General features: G+C 56.8%; 13 protein-coding genes. 9 read left to right on the top strand and 4 right to left on the bottom strand.

What is annotated here, in order from left to right; translation table 11 throughout:
- Nucleotides 1-34: 34 nt before the first annotated feature.
- The 3 genes from MUN82_RS12605 to MUN82_RS12615 form a co-directional block, all read right to left on the bottom strand.
- Nucleotides 35-2,236, bottom strand: coding sequence for a T9SS type B sorting domain-containing protein (locus MUN82_RS12605; protein ID WP_245090912.1), 2,202 nt, complete (start codon nt 2,234-2,236; stop codon nt 35-37).
- Between the two features lie 35 nt (nt 2,237-2,271).
- Nucleotides 2,272-2,826 (bottom strand): hypothetical protein, encoded by a 555-nt coding sequence (locus MUN82_RS12610; protein WP_245090914.1) that lies wholly within the window; start codon nt 2,824-2,826, stop codon nt 2,272-2,274.
- 108 nt (nt 2,827-2,934) lie between these two features.
- Nucleotides 2,935-5,757, bottom strand: coding sequence for a T9SS type B sorting domain-containing protein (locus MUN82_RS12615; protein WP_245090916.1), 2,823 nt, complete (start codon nt 5,755-5,757; stop codon nt 2,935-2,937).
- A 238-nt stretch (nt 5,758-5,995) separates the two neighbouring features.
- Here MUN82_RS12615 and MUN82_RS12620 point away from each other — a divergent pair, with 238 nt between their 5' ends.
- From MUN82_RS12620 to MUN82_RS12655, 8 genes are all read left to right on the top strand, one after another.
- Entirely contained in the window at nt 5,996-6,733 is a 738-nt protein-coding gene (locus tag MUN82_RS12620) for a succinate dehydrogenase cytochrome b subunit (protein ID WP_245090918.1), read from the top strand.
- Entirely contained in the window at nt 6,733-8,667 is a 1,935-nt protein-coding gene (locus MUN82_RS12625; protein ID WP_245090920.1) for a fumarate reductase/succinate dehydrogenase flavoprotein subunit, read from the top strand. The genes MUN82_RS12620 and MUN82_RS12625 overlap by 1 nt, the downstream gene beginning before the upstream one ends.
- 137 nt (nt 8,668-8,804) lie before the next feature.
- Nucleotides 8,805-9,560, top strand: coding sequence for a succinate dehydrogenase/fumarate reductase iron-sulfur subunit (locus MUN82_RS12630; RefSeq protein WP_245097565.1), 756 nt, complete (start codon nt 8,805-8,807; stop codon nt 9,558-9,560).
- Between the two features lie 78 nt (nt 9,561-9,638).
- Complete coding sequence (locus MUN82_RS12635) at nt 9,639-10,166, top strand: NADPH-dependent FMN reductase (protein ID WP_245090922.1); 528 nt, start codon at nt 9,639-9,641, stop codon at nt 10,164-10,166.
- Between the two features lie 113 nt (nt 10,167-10,279).
- Nucleotides 10,280-10,660, top strand: coding sequence for a hypothetical protein (locus MUN82_RS12640; protein WP_245090925.1), 381 nt, complete (start codon nt 10,280-10,282; stop codon nt 10,658-10,660).
- 103 nt (nt 10,661-10,763) lie between these two features.
- Nucleotides 10,764-11,546 (top strand): MbnP family protein, encoded by a 783-nt coding sequence (locus MUN82_RS12645; RefSeq protein ID WP_245090928.1) that lies wholly within the window; start codon nt 10,764-10,766, stop codon nt 11,544-11,546.
- A gap of 2 nt (nt 11,547-11,548) precedes the next feature.
- Nucleotides 11,549-12,613: a cytochrome-c peroxidase gene (locus MUN82_RS12650; protein ID WP_245090931.1), complete on the top strand. Its 1,065-nt coding sequence runs from the start codon at nt 11,549-11,551 to the stop codon at nt 12,611-12,613.
- Nucleotides 12,614-12,817: 204 nt separating this feature from the next.
- On the top strand, nt 12,818-13,228 hold the full coding sequence (locus MUN82_RS12655) for a transporter (RefSeq protein ID WP_245090935.1): 411 nt from the start codon (nt 12,818-12,820) through the stop codon (nt 13,226-13,228).
- Between the two features lie 262 nt (nt 13,229-13,490).
- Here MUN82_RS12655 and MUN82_RS12660 read toward each other — a convergent pair whose 3' ends face one another.
- Nucleotides 13,491-14,789, bottom strand: a complete 1,299-nt coding sequence (locus MUN82_RS12660) for a voltage-gated chloride channel family protein (protein WP_245090938.1) — start codon at nt 14,787-14,789, stop codon at nt 13,491-13,493.
- A gap of 122 nt (nt 14,790-14,911) precedes the next feature.
- Here MUN82_RS12660 and MUN82_RS12665 point away from each other — a divergent pair, with 122 nt between their 5' ends.
- The gene (locus tag MUN82_RS12665; protein WP_245090941.1) at nt 14,912-16,057 is read left to right on the top strand and encodes a cytochrome-c peroxidase; all 1,146 of its coding nucleotides are present in this window, start codon (nt 14,912-14,914) and stop codon (nt 16,055-16,057) included.
- Nucleotides 16,058-16,104: the final 47 nt, after the last annotated feature.

The following is a 16,104-nucleotide window of genomic DNA, read 5'->3' on the forward strand; positions in this document are numbered from 1 at the left end:
TCCGCGCCTTTTGCTATCCGATGGGTAGGCCACCCTACCGATTGATCTGCACCCAGCCTTTGTAGGTGCGCTTGGTGCGGTTGAGGTCGTTGAACTCCACCTCGGCCAGGTAGAAGTACATGCCATCCGAGAGTTGAGGACCGTTGCTGCGCTCCTCGCTACTACCGCCCCCATCCCAGTTGATGAAGGGGTCCTGGTCGCCCTCATACACCTTCACGCCCCAGCGGTTGAAGGCCGTGAAGTGCGTGCGACGCAGGCTGCTGGTTACTTTGGGCCGGAATGTGTCGTTCACGCCATCGTTGTTGGGCGTGAAGATGTTGGGTAGCAAAAACAGCTGGCATTCATCGTTGCAGGCCTCGTTGCTGAAGGCGCTCAGCTCCCCGTTGCTACCCACCGCTCGCACCTGGTAGCACCCGGATACGGTAGTAAGCCCCATGTGCACGTAGCTGGGCTCCATCGTAGTAGCCAGCAGCTGATACTCCGTAGCCTCGGGGCCGCGGTAATACACCTGGTACCCCGTTACTGCCAGATTACAATTGGGCGGCGAGTTGGCATCCAGCTGCCAGCGCAGATAGTTGGTGTAGCGCTGGTTGGGGCTGATAACCGTGGTGGGCAACGCGTACAGATTGGCCGCCAGACTGTCGCAATTTGTTGTTTGTAGCGTCAGGATGGGCCGGCACGGCACCGGCGCCACGCATATTTCCTGGCTGGCATTCAGCAGATTAGGCAGGTTGGGCGAGGCATAAGAGCCATTGGTCTGCACATAGTAGCAGTACGTTTCGCCGGCTATCAATGGGTTGGCCGCCGTGCCGCGGTCGGTGTAGGTACCGCTGGTGGCAGTGCCCGCCACGGTAGCCAGCAGCGTGAAGGTAGGGCTGCCCGGCGCCCGACGGTAGATGGTAGTAGGCTGCAGGGTATTGTCCCAGGGCACGTTGTAGGTCCAGGTCAGCACGTTGCCGGACGCGGCCTCATCGGCCCTACCCGACAGGCGCACGCTGGAGGCCGGAGCCGCCGTCTCCCGAATTTCGGCGGCGTTGGCACTGGTGTTGTCGCGGCTGAAAAACTCCAGTTTATAAGTGAAGGCGCTATCCACTGTGTTGCGGCCCGCATCCACGAAGGTTGTTTCGGTGAGAGAAGTGGTGGTGAGTACCTGCTTGAAGGTAGTGGACGCAGCTGCTACGTTCTGGCCCGGTGCCCGGTAGAGGCGGTAGCCAGCCGGCGCCGTAAAGCCCGTCTGGTTGAGAGGCGGCGTCCACTTCACGGTTACCTGGCCGTTGGTGGCGGTGCGGTCTACCGTCACGTTGGTGAGCAGGGCGCTGGTGCCATCGAGAGTCACGCAGGCTTCAGCCGAGGCAATACTCTCACCGCCTTTAGGCAGCGGAAACACCGCGTAGATGCGGTAGCAGTAGGTTTTGCCCCGCTCCAGGCCCCGCCCGTTGTTGTCATCCTGAAAGGAACTCAGCCCGGCATCAATAGCCCCAATCTGCGTGTAGCCCGCCGAGGCCGGAATGCCCGTCTGGCAGTCGACAGGCACAAATCCCGACGTATTTTCCTTCCGAAAAATCAGCATCTGACTGGCCTGCGTGCATTGATACCGGTCCCAGGTGAGCACCACCCGCGTGCTGCTACCCTGCCGCTGGGCCTGTAGGGTTTGGGGCGGCGGCCCAATCACACGCACTCGCCATATCTTCTCGTCAATCAAGGGCGGGTTGCCGCCGGTGGGTACGTCCTGGGCTTTGAAGGTGAACAGGTAGGGGTCACGGCGCACATCCTCGCAACTGGTCACCCACCGAAACGCGCCCCGCGCCGTGGGCGGCCCCGTAGCGGTTTGCTGAAACGTGATGGGCGGAAACGTGCCGTAGGCGAACAGCTGAACGGGGTTGCGGTCGGGGTCGGTGGCTGTCACGGCGCCGTTCACCGTGGTGCCTGCCACCACGCAAATGTCTTCCGGAATGGTTACCTCGGGCCGCAGGTTGGTGCTGGGCCCTACCACAATCTGCATATCCCGGATAACGGTGCCAATCAGCCGGGGCCGGGCGCCCGCCACGCGCCGCCACTCTTCTACTACAAAGGCAAAGTTGTACTCGCCGATGCTCTGGCTGCTCGGCGCATTCCACACAATCAACCCTGTGTTGATGTCCTGCCGGAAGTAAGAACGACCACTACCCGGACTACCCAAGTAGGCTACCTGCCGACCATTGGTATCATATATATCAGGATACTGAAAGCCGGGCACGGTGCTCGAATCTACTACCCCACCCCGCGTTCTAATTATCTCGGGGGAGAAGCCCGCTTACTTGGCCGCAGCTTAAAGGCCAGCGAGTCGCCATCCGCGTCGTACGCTGCTGGGCTGTGCAGGTACACCTGGTTCGCAGTGGCCTGGTCGATGGCCGGGGCTGTGAGCACGGGCGAGCGATTAATGCCCAACGCCGGATCAATGGTAATGCTGGTGCCCAAGTAGAACGCCTGCCTATCCGGAGTACTCAGATTTCGCACTTCCTTGTTGCGATACTCCCCTATAAAGCTAACTAAGTATTGTCCAGGCGCATTATAAATATGGTCGAAGTAGTACACGTTGACCTTGGTATTGGGTGCAGAAGGAATAACGGTTCCGTTTCCTACCCGTGCCACGTCTATACTAGTACCGTCGCCAAAGAAGAAAGTAGAAGTAGGCTGGTCTGCCGCCTGAGGGCCCGGTATTTTCGTGTACAACACCATCTTAAAGAAGATGCGGCGCGGGTTGCGAGCGGGCGTGGTATCGGACTTGGCCTGAATGTCGCCGGCGCGGATGTGCGAGGCATAGGTGACCAACGGTAGTAGCCACAAAATAAAAAGGGTTACCACTGTTAGTGGTAACCCTTTGCGCCAGGTAGGTAGGCTTACGCTCATGATAGGATGGCTGATAAAATTAACTAATAACCTGTTGGTTACAAGTTAATGATTTATCTGCACCCAACCCTTATAGGTTCGCTTAGTATTGTTGAAATCCAGGAACTCTACCTCGGCTTGATAGAAATACATGCCATCGGCCAGGCGGGGCGTGTTGCGGCCCTCGCCCACGTTGCTGCCTCCGCTCCAGTTGATGCGCGGGTCCTGGTCGCCTTCGTACACCTTCACACCCCAACGGTTGAAGGCCCGGAACACAATGCGCCGCACGGGGCTCGAAATCTTCGGCACGAAGGTGTCGTTTACACCGTCGCCGTTGGGCGTGAAGATGTTGGGTAGCAAGAAGAACAGGCAGTCTTCGGCGCAGGCCTGGTTGCTGAGGTTGCTGCGCTGCCCAATATTGTCTACGGCCTGCACCTGGTAGCAGCCGGCCGCCGAGGGCAGATTGCGGTGCACGTAGCTCATAGTCGTTACAGAGTCGATGAGTGCGAAGGGCGCATCGGCCGTGGGCTGGTAGAAGATGCGGTAGTACACGATGCCACTGGGGTTACAGCCCGCCGGGTTGTTGCTGTCGAGCGTCCAGGTGAGGCGATTTGTATAGGTGAAGCCCACCGGCGGGAACGCGCCATTTGAAGCCGAGCCCACTGAACTCAAACTGTCGCAGTTAAGCGAGCGAAGCGTAAGTACCGGCGTGCACGGCACCGCCCGAATGCATAACTCCTGACTCAGGTTGATAAGGTTGGTGGGTAGGCCCGCACCGCTGTACGAGCCTGTGGTCTGCACGTAGTAGCAATACGTCTGCCCCGAGGTCACGTTCCGGTCGGTGTAGGTGCCGCCGGTGGCCGTGCCCGTCACGGTAGCCAGTTGCGTGAAGGTAGGGCTGTTCTGCTCGCGTCGGAAAATGACGGTTGGTTGCAGCGCATTGTTCCAAGGCACATTGTACGTCCAACGCAATATATTCCCGGCCGCCGTCTGATCGGTGGAACCGGCCAGTAGGACGCTGCTGGCCGGCCCTACCACCTCGGGCGTAGTAGACGCCGCCGTAAAGAACTCCATCCGATAGTTGTAGCCTACCCCTACGGTATTCAAGCCAGTATCCACAAACACCGTATCGTTCAGATTAGTAGTCGTAAACACCTGTTGGGTAGGGTTGGCGCTCTGCCCCGTGGCCCGGAACAACCGGTAGCCGGCCGGCGTAGCAAAGCCTGCGCTACTGGTTGGCTTCGACCAGCGCACCGTTATTTGGCCGTTGGCATCGGTGCGGTCTACCGTCACGTTGCGCATCAGCGCCGAGCGGCCGGAGATAGTCACACAAGCTTCGGCTGAGGCAATACTCTCGCCACCTTTGGGCAGCGGAAACACGGCGTAGATGCGGTAACAGTAGGTTTTGCCACGCTCTAGGCCCCGGCCATTGTTGTCGTCCACAAACGAGCTGAGGTTGGCCCCCACTGCGCCTACCTGCACAAAACCCAGCCCGGCCGGGATGCCCGTAGTACAGGAGTCGGGATTAAAATTCGACGGTCCTTCCTTCCGGAAAATTAGGATCTGGCTGGCCTGCTGGCAGATGTACCGGTCCCAAGTAAGGGTAGTCCGCGCCCCGCCTCCATTGATAAGCTGTGCCTGCAAGTTCTGTGGCGGCGGCCCTACCACCCGCACGCTCCACACTTTCTCGTCAATCAGCGGAGTACTGCCACCTGCGGGCCGGTCTTGGGCTTTAAACGTTATGAGGTAGGGGTCACGGCGTACGTCGTTGCACTGGGTGCTCCATTGGAAGGTACCACTAGCCGTAGGTGGCCCGAGGAGCGTTTGGCGAAAGGTAGCCGGCGGGAAAATTCCTCCATAGGCAAACAAATCCACCGGGTTGCGGTCGGGGTCGGTGGCCGTCACGGTGCCGTTCACCACGGTGCCCGCCACCACGCAAATGTCGCGCGGAATGGTTATTTCGGGCCGCAGGTTGGTGCCAGGTACCACCTGAATCTGCATGTCGCGCACCACACGTCCAATCAGGCGCGGCCGCGCACCGGCCACGCGTCGCCATTCTTGTATTTCAATGGCCACGTTGTATTCGCCCAGGCCCGATGAGCTAGGGGCATTCCACACCAGCTGGCCTGTGTTGGAGTTGATTGTAAAAACAGCCCTGTCACCAACATTTGCACCCGTATACGACACCTGTACCCCCGCTGCATCCCGAACATTAGGATATTGAAAACCAGGAACATCGGTAGCCGACACTACGTTTCTGAATACATTGATCAGATCCTCTACCAGCGCCTGGGTGCGCTGGCTGGGCAACAGCCTGTACACCAAAGAGTCGCCATCGGCATCGAAGGCGGTTGGGTTGTGTAAGTACACTTGGTTAGCCGAGGCCTTGTCAATGGCCGGGGCCGTCAGCACAGGCGAGCGGTTGATACCCAGCGCCGGGTCGATGGTAATACGGGTCGTAATATAAAACGCATACGTGTCTGTGCGCCCCGCCATATTCAGAATGCCCGCGTTGCGGTACTCTCCTACGTAGCTGACATCATATTGCCCCAGCGCATTGTAGGTGTGCTCAAAATAGAATACGTTGATATCCGTATCAGCCGACACCTGCGCGAAGCCGGTCCGGGGTACATCTTTAACGCTCGTACCATCACCGAAGAAAAACGTGGCTGTTTCCGCCTTCACCGTTGACCCCCGGTTGGTGTACAGAATCATCTTGAAGAAGATGCGACGCGGGTTGCGGGCGGCCGTAGTATCGGACTTTGCCTGAATGTCGCCGGCCCGAATGTGCGACGCCTGAGCCTGCGGCCGCAGGCCCAGCAACAGCAGAAAAGTCAATATAAGCCCCAGAAATAGCCTGCGGCCCCAGCAGAGTAGCGGAAGGTTCATATAGTGAACAGCTTAGAGAGCGGGAAGAAGAGTAGGAGAATATCAGGAGAAATCTGGTAGAAAACCAACAAATGTAGGACTGCCGGTGTTCTGAACTGGTTTCACGGTTCTAACGGCAGTGGCTTCGGATAGATTCATGAACGACGAAAGCCCTATCTAGATTGTTTCCTAGTAGGTCGGGGTGTACCTTTGGCCGTTGCAATTGAATCACCTTCGCAAACCATTTCGCAGCTTCTAAATGAGTTGGATTAGTAAAACATTTTCCAGCAGCATCGGTCGCAAGATTATCGTGGCCATCACGGGCTTGTTCCTGTGCTCCTTCCTTGTTGTCCACCTGATTGGCAACCTGCAGCTATTCAAGAATGATGACGGCGTCGCCTTCAACATCTACTCCCACTTCATGGGAACCAACCCAATTATCCGCACCGTAGAGTGGGGACTGTTGCTGGGTTTTGGCTTCCATATTTATGAGTCGCTCACGCTGTGGCGCCGCAACCAGGCTGCACGCAGCGTAGGGTACGTGTCGAATCACTCGGAGCAAAACAGCAAGTGGCAGTCGCGCAACATGGCCTTTCTGGGCACCATCATCCTGTTTTTCTTGTTGGTGCACTTGTACAACTTCTTCTACCGCGCCCGCTTCGGCGAGTTGGATCCAGACATTAACAACAACGATGACTTGTATACACTGGTAGTGAGTTCGTTTCACCAGTGGTGGTACGTAGCTCTGTACGTGCTGGCTCAGGTAGCCCTATGCTACCACCTGCTGCACGGTTTCAAAAGCGCCTTCCAGACGCTGGGCCTCAATCACCGCAAGTATACTCCTGCTATTGAGGTTATTGGCTACGCCTTCTCCATTATCGTGTGCGCAGGTTTCGCCATCATGCCGCTGTATTTTTTCTTCTTCACCAACGAACAGGGTGACCCGCTTTCGGCGGTAGCACCCTTGGTTGATTCCATTAACCTAGCGCTGAAGTAATGTTTCCGGACTCGAAAATTCCCGAAGGCCCAATAGGCGAAAAGTGGGACAAGCATAAATTTGACGTTAAGCTGGTTAACCCGGCTAACAAGCGTAAATACGATATCATTGTGGTAGGTACCGGCTTGGCTGGTGCCTCGGCCGCAGCATCACTGGCAGAGCTCGGGTACAATGTGAAGGCCTTTTCCTTCCACGACTCGCCGCGCCGCGCGCACAGCATTGCTGCACAGGGTGGTATCAACGCTGCCAAAAACTACCAGAACGACGGTGACTCCGTGTTCCGTTTGTTCTATGACACAGTAAAAGGGGGCGATTACCGCTCTCGCGAAGCCAACGTGTACCGCCTGGCGCAGGTATCGGTGAACATCATCGACCAGTGCGTGGCACAGGGTGTACCGTTTGCCCGTGAGTATGGCGGCCTGCTGGCTAACCGTTCATTTGGGGGCGCGCAGGTGTCGCGCACGTTCTACGCACGTGGCCAGACCGGACAGCAGCTTCTACTTGGTGCCTACTCTGCTTTGTCGCGGCAAATTGCATACGGCAAGGTGAAGATGTATACGCGCACCGAAATGCTGGACCTAGTATTGGTAGATGGCAAGGCACGCGGTATTGTGACGCGTAACCTAATTACTGGTGAAATCGAAACTCACGCGGCACACGCTGTTATTCTGGCTACAGGTGGCTATGGTAATGTATTCTACCTGAGCACTAATGCCAAGTATTCGAATGCGACGGCAGCATGGCGAGCCCACAAGAAGGGAGCTTACTTTGCTAACCCCTGCTTCACCCAAATTCACCCTACCTGTATCCCCGTATCCGGTGACTACCAGTCGAAACTGACACTGATGTCGGAGTCGCTGCGTAATGATGGGCGCGTGTGGGTACCTAAAGAAAAGGCTACTGCTGAGCGCTTACGCAAAGGTGAAATTCGCGTGGCGGATATCAAAGAAGAAGACCGCGACTACTTCCTGGAGCGCAAATACCCTGCTTTTGGTAACCTCGTGCCTCGCGATGTAGCCTCGCGCAACGCTAAAATGATGTGCGACGAAGGTCGTGGGGTAGGCTCAACGGGCTTAGCTGTGTACCTAGACTTTGCAGACAGCATCAAGCGCAATGGCGCTGATTGGGTGGCTGCTAAGTACGGTAACCTGTTTGAGATGTATGAGAAGATTACGGGTGAGAATCCGTATGAACTACCCATGCGCATTTATCCGGCAGTGCACTACACCATGGGTGGCCTGTGGGTGGATTACAACCTGGAAACCACAGTCCCTGGCTTGTATGCAACAGGTGAGTGTAACTTCTCAGACCACGGCGCTAATCGCCTCGGCGCTTCGGCGCTGATGCAAGGCCTAGCCGATGGCTATTTTGTAATTCCTTATACCATTGGGGATTACCTGGCCAAGACGCCGCCTACCCCTGTTACCACACAAGATCCGGCTTTTGCCGAGACAGAAGCAAAGGTTCGTGCCGACATTCAGAAGCTGATGAGCATCAATGGCACGCGCACGCCTACCGAATTCCACAAGGCCCTTGGCCACATCATGTGGGAATACTGTGGAATGGCTCGTACCGCTGAGGGCCTACGTCATGCAAAGGCTGAGATTCAGAAGCTTAAGCGCGAGTTCTGGTCTGATCTGAAAGTAATCGGCGTGAACGAAGAGCTTAATCAAACGCTAGAAAGTGCCGGTCGCGTAGCCGATTTCATCGAATTGGGCGAGCTGATGGTGGATGATGCGCTACACCGCAATGAAAGCTGTGGCGGTCACTTCCGCGAAGAATATGCAACCGAAGAAGGCGAAGCTAAACGTAACGACGATGAGTATGCTTACGTGGCTGCATGGGAATATCAGGGTGAAAACCAGCCTGAGAAACTAAATAAAGAAGAGCTGCTGTTTGAAAATGTGAAACTCACGCAACGCAGCTACAAGTAAATTTCGAGTTGTTAGCCACTAGCTACTAGCTATTAGCAATATGCTGATAGTTTAACAGTCTAAGAAAGCTAACAGCCATCAGCTAACAGCTAATAGCCAACAATACAATGGCCGGAAGTAACCCCAACGCCAAGCCGATGAACCTCACGCTGAAAGTGTGGCGGCAAAAAAATCGTAATTCGGAGGGTAAGATTGTGGATTATCAGGTGAAGGATATTTCGCCGGATATGTCGTTTCTGGAGATGCTGGACGTGCTCAACGAAGACCTTCTGCACAGAGGGGAAGAGCCGGTAGCTTTCGACCACGACTGCCGCGAGGGCATTTGTGGGTCTTGCAACTTGTTCATCAACGGACGGGCGCACGGACCAGAAAAAGGCACCACTACCTGCCAGCTCCACATGCGCAAGTTCAACGATGGTGATACTATCACTATTGAACCCTGGCGCGCTAATTCTTTCCCCGTCAACAAAGACCTGAGCGTAGACCGCTCGGCCTTCGACCGCATCATTCAGGCCGGTGGCTACATCAGCATCAACACTGGTGGCACCCCTGACGCCAACGAAATTCCGATTCCGAAGGAAATTGCGGACCGGGCTTTTGAGGCTGCTACCTGCATTGGGTGTGGTGCCTGCGTGGCTGCGTGCAAAAACGCTTCGGCTATGCTGTTTGTATCAGCCAAGGTGTCGCAGCTGGCGCTGTTGCCGCAGGGCCACGTGGAGCGCAAAACCCGCGTGGAAAATATGGTGGCGCAAATGGATAAAGAAGGCTTTGGAGCCTGCACTAATATTGGCTCATGCGCAGCTGAGTGCCCAGTGGGCATTTCGCTAGAGAACATTGCCATCTTGAACCGCGAATTTTTGGCTGCAAAAGCTACTTCGAATAACCTATCGTAAGCAACGCGGTTATAGTCTACGGAAAGGCGAAGTGGAGTTCCACTTCGCCTTTTTGTTTATCCCTACCCCCTAGCGCGCATGATTACCATCATCGTAGGCACCAATCGGCCTAACTCTCGTGCCCGGTTGGTGGCTGACTTATATAGCCAGTTACTGACAGACCTCGGTGCAACTCACCAGCTACTAGATCTGGTAGAATTGCCCGCCGATTTTTTGGTAACAGCCCTGTACGGCCATACTGGCCAACACGCTGGATTCAACCGATTGGCTGAAAAAGCAGCGGCAGCCGACAAGCTGGTGTTTATCGTGCCTGAGTACAATGCCTCGTTGCCGGGGGCTCTGAAGGGCTTTATAGATGGCCTCCCCTACCCTGGTGGCATCCGCGGCAAAAAGGCGGCGGTGGTAGGCTTGGGCACCGGCGCGCAGGGTGGCGCCTTGGCTTTGTGCCACCTCACCGATATTCTGATGTATCTAGGCACATTGGTGCTGCCTACCCGCGTACGCTTACCTTTCATCGACCAGTACCTCACGCAAGACGGTACGCTCAGCCACGAGCTATACATGCAGCTGCTACGCGAGCAGGCAACGCAGCTGGTCGCGCTTTAAGGCGAAAGCGGACAGTCATTAGTGCTTTGTACATTGGTACAGGCACCGGTTTTCTTTACTTGTCCAACGACGTGCTTACCTTTACGAGCGTTTGGCCTGCTGTATCCGCTCGTATGACTCGCTGGTTTGCTGTTATTCTTACTGCCCTAGTGTTGCTCCAGACGTTCAGTCAGGAACTGCGGGTAGTGGATTATCAGCTGCATACAGAGCGGATTACGAAGCTCTTTTGCGTAAACAAAGCTCGGCCGCAACTACACTGTAATGGCAAGTGCCACTTGGCTAAGCAGCTCCGCAAAGCCGCCGATGCGGAAAGCAAAGCGCCCAATGATACTGAAGGCAAACTCGAGTTTGAGGCTTTGCCCCTGCTACGCTTCCGCGTGGCCCGGCTGGTTTCCTATCCTACTGCGCCGCGGCGCTTCATTGCTTTTCGGGCTGCACAGTACGCATTTTCGCCGGTACATGGCATTTTTCATCCACCAAGCTTCTGGGTCTAACAACTAAGTATTGCGTGCTGCCATACGGCGGACGCAGCCCGGCACGTTTCTACTAAGGAGAAATGCACCTGTACCTATCTGTTTGTTTTCCAGAAGTTTTCTTATGAAATTTTCCCTACCTACCTTTTGGGTAGCCGCTGTGGTTACCGTATTCTCTCTGGCCAGTTGCAACGATAAAGAAAAAGAAGCTCAGCCTACTGTGGGCACGCTGGATATTGAGATGGAGCACGTAGTGGGCAACAGAGCGCTGGCGCTCAACACCACTACCTACACCAATCCCGTGAGCAACGAGCAGTTTACTGTTTCCCGTTTCAACTACTACGTTTCCAACATCAGGCTGCAAAAGGCCGATGGTACGGAGTACCCTCAGCCCGAGAGCTACTACCTGGTGCAGGAGTCTGACACTGAATCGAAGCACCTGCATCTAAAGGATGTGCCTATCGGCGACTACACTGGTATATCCTTCGTGGTAGGCGTGGATAGCGCCCGCAACGTGGCCGGTGCCCAAACCGGCGCACTGGACGTGAATAATAATATGTTCTGGGACTGGAACTCAGGGTATATCTTCTTCAAGATGGAAGGTAATCTAGTGGCTTCCAGCGCCTACCCTGCCAAATCATTTTTGATGCACGTGGGTGGCTTCACCAAACCCTACAACGCCGTGCGCACCGTGAAGCTGACTTTCCCGAGCAGTAACTTGCTGGTAGGTGCCGACCACAGCCCCGAGCTGCACCTGAGAATAGACGCTTTGAAGGTACTGAACGGCCCGCAACCTATACAGCTCAGTACCTTTAGAGGAGCGCACATGCCGGGTGCTAATGCCGTGCAGGTAGCCAATAATTATGCGGCAGGCATGTTCTTAGTGGACCATATCAACGCTAATTAGCCGTGCGCGTGTTCACTTCGCGTACCCTGACGGCCCCGTTGCTGGGGTTGGCGGGGCTGCTGGTGACTAGTTGCCAGCCTGACGCGGATATACTGAAGCAGCAGGCTGTGCCGGGCGATACACTCCCCAGCAACTTCCCTACCCCTGCCTACGCGCTCGAAACCAACCCGCCCGACCGGGCCACTTTTGAGCTGGGCCGGACGCTATTTTACGACCCGCGCCTATCGCGCACGGGTGATGTCTCGTGCGGTTCGTGCCACCAGCAGTCTGTGGCCTTTGCTCATGCCGACCACCGGGTGAGCCAAGGCGTAGATGGCTTGCTGGGGCCGCGCAATACGCCGCCTTTGCAAAATCTACGCTGGCGCCGGGAGTTACTGTGGGATGGTGGGTCCAAAAACCTCGAAACCATGCCGTTGGCGCCCCTCACCAACCCGGTGGAAATGGACGAGACGCTCGGCAACGTGCTCAAAAAACTCAATGCCGACGCTGACTACCGGCGCCGGTTTGCGAAAATTTACGGCAGGTCGCCCATCGACTCGTACCAATTTCTGCGGGCGCTGGCGCAGTTTACAGCCGCGCTGACCTCGGCCAACTCGCGCTACGACCACTACGTGCGCGGCGAAGCCGGTAGGCAACTGAGCGCGCCAGAGCTGCGCGGCCGTGCCCTGCTGGCGCAAAAATGCACTCCCTGCCACAGCACCGATTTATTCACCGACGAAACCTACCGCAACAACGGTCTGGACCGGGAATTTTCGGCTGATTCGGGTAGAGCGCACATCACCAGTGTAGTGCAGGATCGGGGAAAGTTTAAGGTGCCTTCCTTGCGCAACGTGACCAAAACGGCACCTTACATGCACGACGGACGCTTTGCTACCCTAGCAGAGGTGCTAGCCCACTACGACCACGGCGTGCAGCCCTCCCCTACCCTCGACCCGCTGCTGCGCCGCCCCAATGGACAGCTAGGTATTCCGCTCACCGCTCAAGAGCAAGCCGATTTGCTGGCCTTTCTGGAAACGCTGACCGACACGGAGTTTTTGCAGGACCGCCGCCTGGCAGAGCGTCAGTAGACGCGTGTGTTCCCGCCCCACAGCGGCCTTGCATCTCTTTTTGCTTTCCCTTATGAAGAAAATAGTATTGCCTACTCTGGCTTTCTATTCCTGGCAGCGCCTGCCTAGGCCTGCGGGCCTGCGATATTTGCGGCTGCTTTATGGGCATCACGCCTTACGATAACCAGAGCAGCTTCTCGATTATGCACCGCTACCGCGTGTTCAATGGCTATCAGCTTTTGTGGCACCGGCACCGGCTATTCCCAGTGGGTGTGCAGCCGTTTTTTCCCATCGAACCCAAACTCTGACACCGGCTATAAGCACAGTCACCGGGGCGACCCAACTGATTACGAAGCCTACCGCGTGTTGGAGCTGCGCGGCAAGTATTTTCTAGCCAAGCGTCTGGAGTTGAACGCCTTTGTGCCCTATGCAATGAACACCAACCAAAGCAACGCCCAGCAGCTGAACATGGCCGGCGTGGGTGATGTAACGGTTTTTGCTGGTTACCACCTCATCCGCGCCATCGAAACGCTGGGCGTGCAGAGCCGCCTGATTGTGGGCGGCGGTGTGAAGCTACCCACCGGCGACTACCACCGTACCAATGCTGCCGGTCAGCGCTACGGTATACTCAACTAGGTAGGCACCGGCACCACCGATGGGTTTGTGTACGCCAACTACATCGGCAACCTGCACAACTTCGGGCTGAGCGTGAATGCCAGCTACCGCCGCACCACCCGCAACAGCTTCCAAAATAGTATTGCGCCCAGTGCCACCAATTTTGCTACCCTGCTTTATCGCCTACCTCTGGGACCCAACTGGCAGGTCTACCGCTCGGCGCAGTTATACTACGAGCGCACCAAAGGCGAAATGCTGTTCACCACTTCACAAATTCACTATCTCACAGCTCCCGCAGGTGCTTGCCTGTTTGCCTACCCCAGATTCCGTGTTTGCTTTCGCCTACTATCTGGGCACTGTAGATGCCCTGATGGCCTGAGAACAGGTAGCTTACCACGCAGGCCAAGCCGATATACAGTCCGCCTTCGGCCCCGAATAGCTCCAGCCCCATGAGGGTGCAAGCCAACGGCGTATTGGCCGCGCCCGCAAAAACCGCCACGAAGCCCATGCCTGCCAGCAGCGGCAACGGCAGTGGCAGCAGCAGCGCCAAGGCATTGCCAAGGGTAGCGCCTACAAAAAACAATGGCGTCACCTCGCCTCCTTTAAAGCTGGCGCCTAGGGTGAGGGCCGTGAGCAGGATTTTGAGCGCAAACGCATAGGCCGGCAACTGCACACTAAACGACTCGACGATTACCGGCACGCCCAGCCCGATGTAGCGCGTGGTACCCAAGGCCCACACCAACAATGCCACTACGGCCCCGCCTACCACCGGGCGCAGGGGCGGGTAGGCAATCAGCTTCTTATAAAAACCACTCACCAGATGAGTGGCCGAGGCAAACGCCCGGCCCGCCAGTCCGAAGGCAATACCCGCCGCCGCCGCACTCAGCAGGCCCAGCACACTGGCCGTAGGCGCTACCATATGGGGGTAGTGCGTGTGACCAAGCCCCTGTACATCGGGCAGATACAAGCCCCACCAGCGCGTCACGTAATCGGCGCTGATGGCGGCCAGGAGGCTGGGTAGGATGGCATCGTAGCGCAAACGGCCAATCAGAAGCACCTCCAGCCCGAATACCGCCCCGGCTAGTGGCGTGCCGAAAATAGAGGCAAAACCCGCGCTAATGCCCGCAATCAGCAGCAGCTTCCGCTCGCGCTGGTGCAGGCGTAGCGGGCGCATAAGCTGGTCGGCGAGGGTGCCACCCATTTGCACGGCCGTACCCTCGCGGCCCGCCGAGCCGCCAAACAAATGCGTGAGTATTGTACCCAGGAGCACCAGCGGCACCATGCGCAGCGGCAGCGTTTGCTGGGGTTGGTGGATTTCGTCGAGAATCAGGTTATTGCCCTTTTCGGCCCGACCCGCCAAGTAATGATACATTAGCCCAATGAGCAGACCGCCCGCCGGCAGCCACCAAATAATCCAGGGGTGCAGCTCGCGCCATTCTGTGGCCCAAGCCAGCGCCGCCAGAAATCCCGCCGATGCTGTGCCGGCCAGTAGCCCGATGAGGGCACTCAGCAACAACCAGCGCAACAAAAAGAATACCTGCGGCCGGTATTCGTGCAGAAAGGCAACGGGAAGGTAGCGCATATGTGCGCCCAAAATACGCAAATGCCAGGGGTAGGCGTTCTACAATCTCCACCGCATAAGTACCCCGAAACCATTTGCCCGGCGCGCAACGTTGCAGCCCTATCGTGTATCTTGCTTACTGGATGACCTTTTCTACCCCGCCCATGGCTTTTCTGCTTCGTTTCCTGCGTGCCCGCTTCTGGCTTGCTGTGCTGATACTGGCCGCGGCGTGTAGTCCGAAGGGTACCATGGACGAAGAAGAGGAAGACCCCATTGCCACGCCTACCCCCTACGCGCTTACGCTGCCGGCCACTTTTCCGCAGAACCCTACCATCCCTACCGACAACCCGCTTACCAACGAAGGCGTGCAGTTGGGCCGGATGCTATTCTACGAAACGCGTTTGTCCCGTGACAATACCTTATCGTGCGGCTCTTGCCACCAGCAAAGCAAGGCTTTCACCGATGGCCGGGCACGGTCGTTGGGCGTAGATGGGCGGCAGCACCCGCGCGGCGCTATGTCGCTCACCAACCTGCTCTGGGAAACGACGCTGAACTGGGACGGCGCTGCCACCACGCTCGAAACGCAGGCCCGCATTCCGATTGAAAACGAAGTGGAGCTGCACCAGTCGCTGGCCGTAGGCGTAGCCAAACTTCAGCAAACGGACCTCTACCCCCCTCTTTTCCTGAAAGCGTTTGGCTCGAAAACCATTACAGAAGAAAACACGCTGAAAGCACTGGCGCAGTTTGAGCGCACACTGATTTCAGCCAATTCGCGCTTCGACCGCTACTACGCAGGCGACCGGTCGGTGCTGACGCCTGACGAGGTGCAGGGGCTGCTGTTGTTCAACAACCACCCCGAGCCCAGCCACGGCATTGCGGGGGCCAACTGCTTCCACTGCCACGGCGGCACGCTGTTCACGGCCCGCGACTTTTTCAACAACGGCCTCGATCTTTCCTTTGCCGATAACGGCCGTGGCCAGGCCACCGGTCAGGCCTTCGACAACGGCAAGTTTCGGGCGCCTACTCTGCGCAACATTGCCCTCACGGCCCCCTACATGCACGATGGCCGCTTTGCTACCCTAGAGGAAGTGGTGGATCACTACAGTGACCATGTGCAGCGCCAAAGCCCCAACATCGACCCCAACATGCTGGATGCCAGCAATGTGCCGTTTGGAAGTCAGGTTAGCCTCTCGGCCACCCAAAAGCGGCAGCTTGTGGCCTTCCTGAAAACCCTAACGGACACCACGTTTGTGCATGACAAGCGCTTCGCGAATCCATTTACTCCCTGATTGGCAAGCCATAACCGTTGGCTTGCGGGCAAAATGCGTACTTTGTA

This window comes from Hymenobacter aerilatus (assembly GCF_022921095.1).
Taxonomy (GTDB): domain Bacteria; phylum Bacteroidota; class Bacteroidia; order Cytophagales; family Hymenobacteraceae; genus Hymenobacter; species Hymenobacter aerilatus.

What these genes read in the sequence shown, in the direction of transcription:
- MUN82_RS12615 (WP_245090916.1), bottom strand. Translation starts at nt 5,757, where the DNA reads ATGAACCTTCCGCTACTCTGCTGGGGCCGCAGGCTATTTCTGGGGCTT.
- MUN82_RS12620 (WP_245090918.1), top strand. Translation starts at nt 5,996, where the DNA reads ATGAGTTGGATTAGTAAAACATTTTCCAGCAGCATCGGTCGCAAGATT.
- MUN82_RS12625 (WP_245090920.1), top strand. Translation starts at nt 6,733, where the DNA reads ATGTTTCCGGACTCGAAAATTCCCGAAGGCCCAATAGGCGAAAAGTGG.
- MUN82_RS12630 (WP_245097565.1), top strand. Translation starts at nt 8,805, where the DNA reads ATGAACCTCACGCTGAAAGTGTGGCGGCAAAAAAATCGTAATTCGGAG.
- MUN82_RS12635 (WP_245090922.1), top strand. Translation starts at nt 9,639, where the DNA reads ATGATTACCATCATCGTAGGCACCAATCGGCCTAACTCTCGTGCCCGG.
- MUN82_RS12640 (WP_245090925.1), top strand. Translation starts at nt 10,280, where the DNA reads ATGACTCGCTGGTTTGCTGTTATTCTTACTGCCCTAGTGTTGCTCCAG.
- MUN82_RS12645 (WP_245090928.1), top strand. Translation starts at nt 10,764, where the DNA reads ATGAAATTTTCCCTACCTACCTTTTGGGTAGCCGCTGTGGTTACCGTA.
- MUN82_RS12655 (WP_245090935.1), top strand. Translation starts at nt 12,818, where the DNA reads ATGGCTATCAGCTTTTGTGGCACCGGCACCGGCTATTCCCAGTGGGTG.
- MUN82_RS12660 (WP_245090938.1), bottom strand. Translation starts at nt 14,789, where the DNA reads ATGCGCTACCTTCCCGTTGCCTTTCTGCACGAATACCGGCCGCAGGTA.
- MUN82_RS12665 (WP_245090941.1), top strand. Translation starts at nt 14,912, where the DNA reads ATGACCTTTTCTACCCCGCCCATGGCTTTTCTGCTTCGTTTCCTGCGT.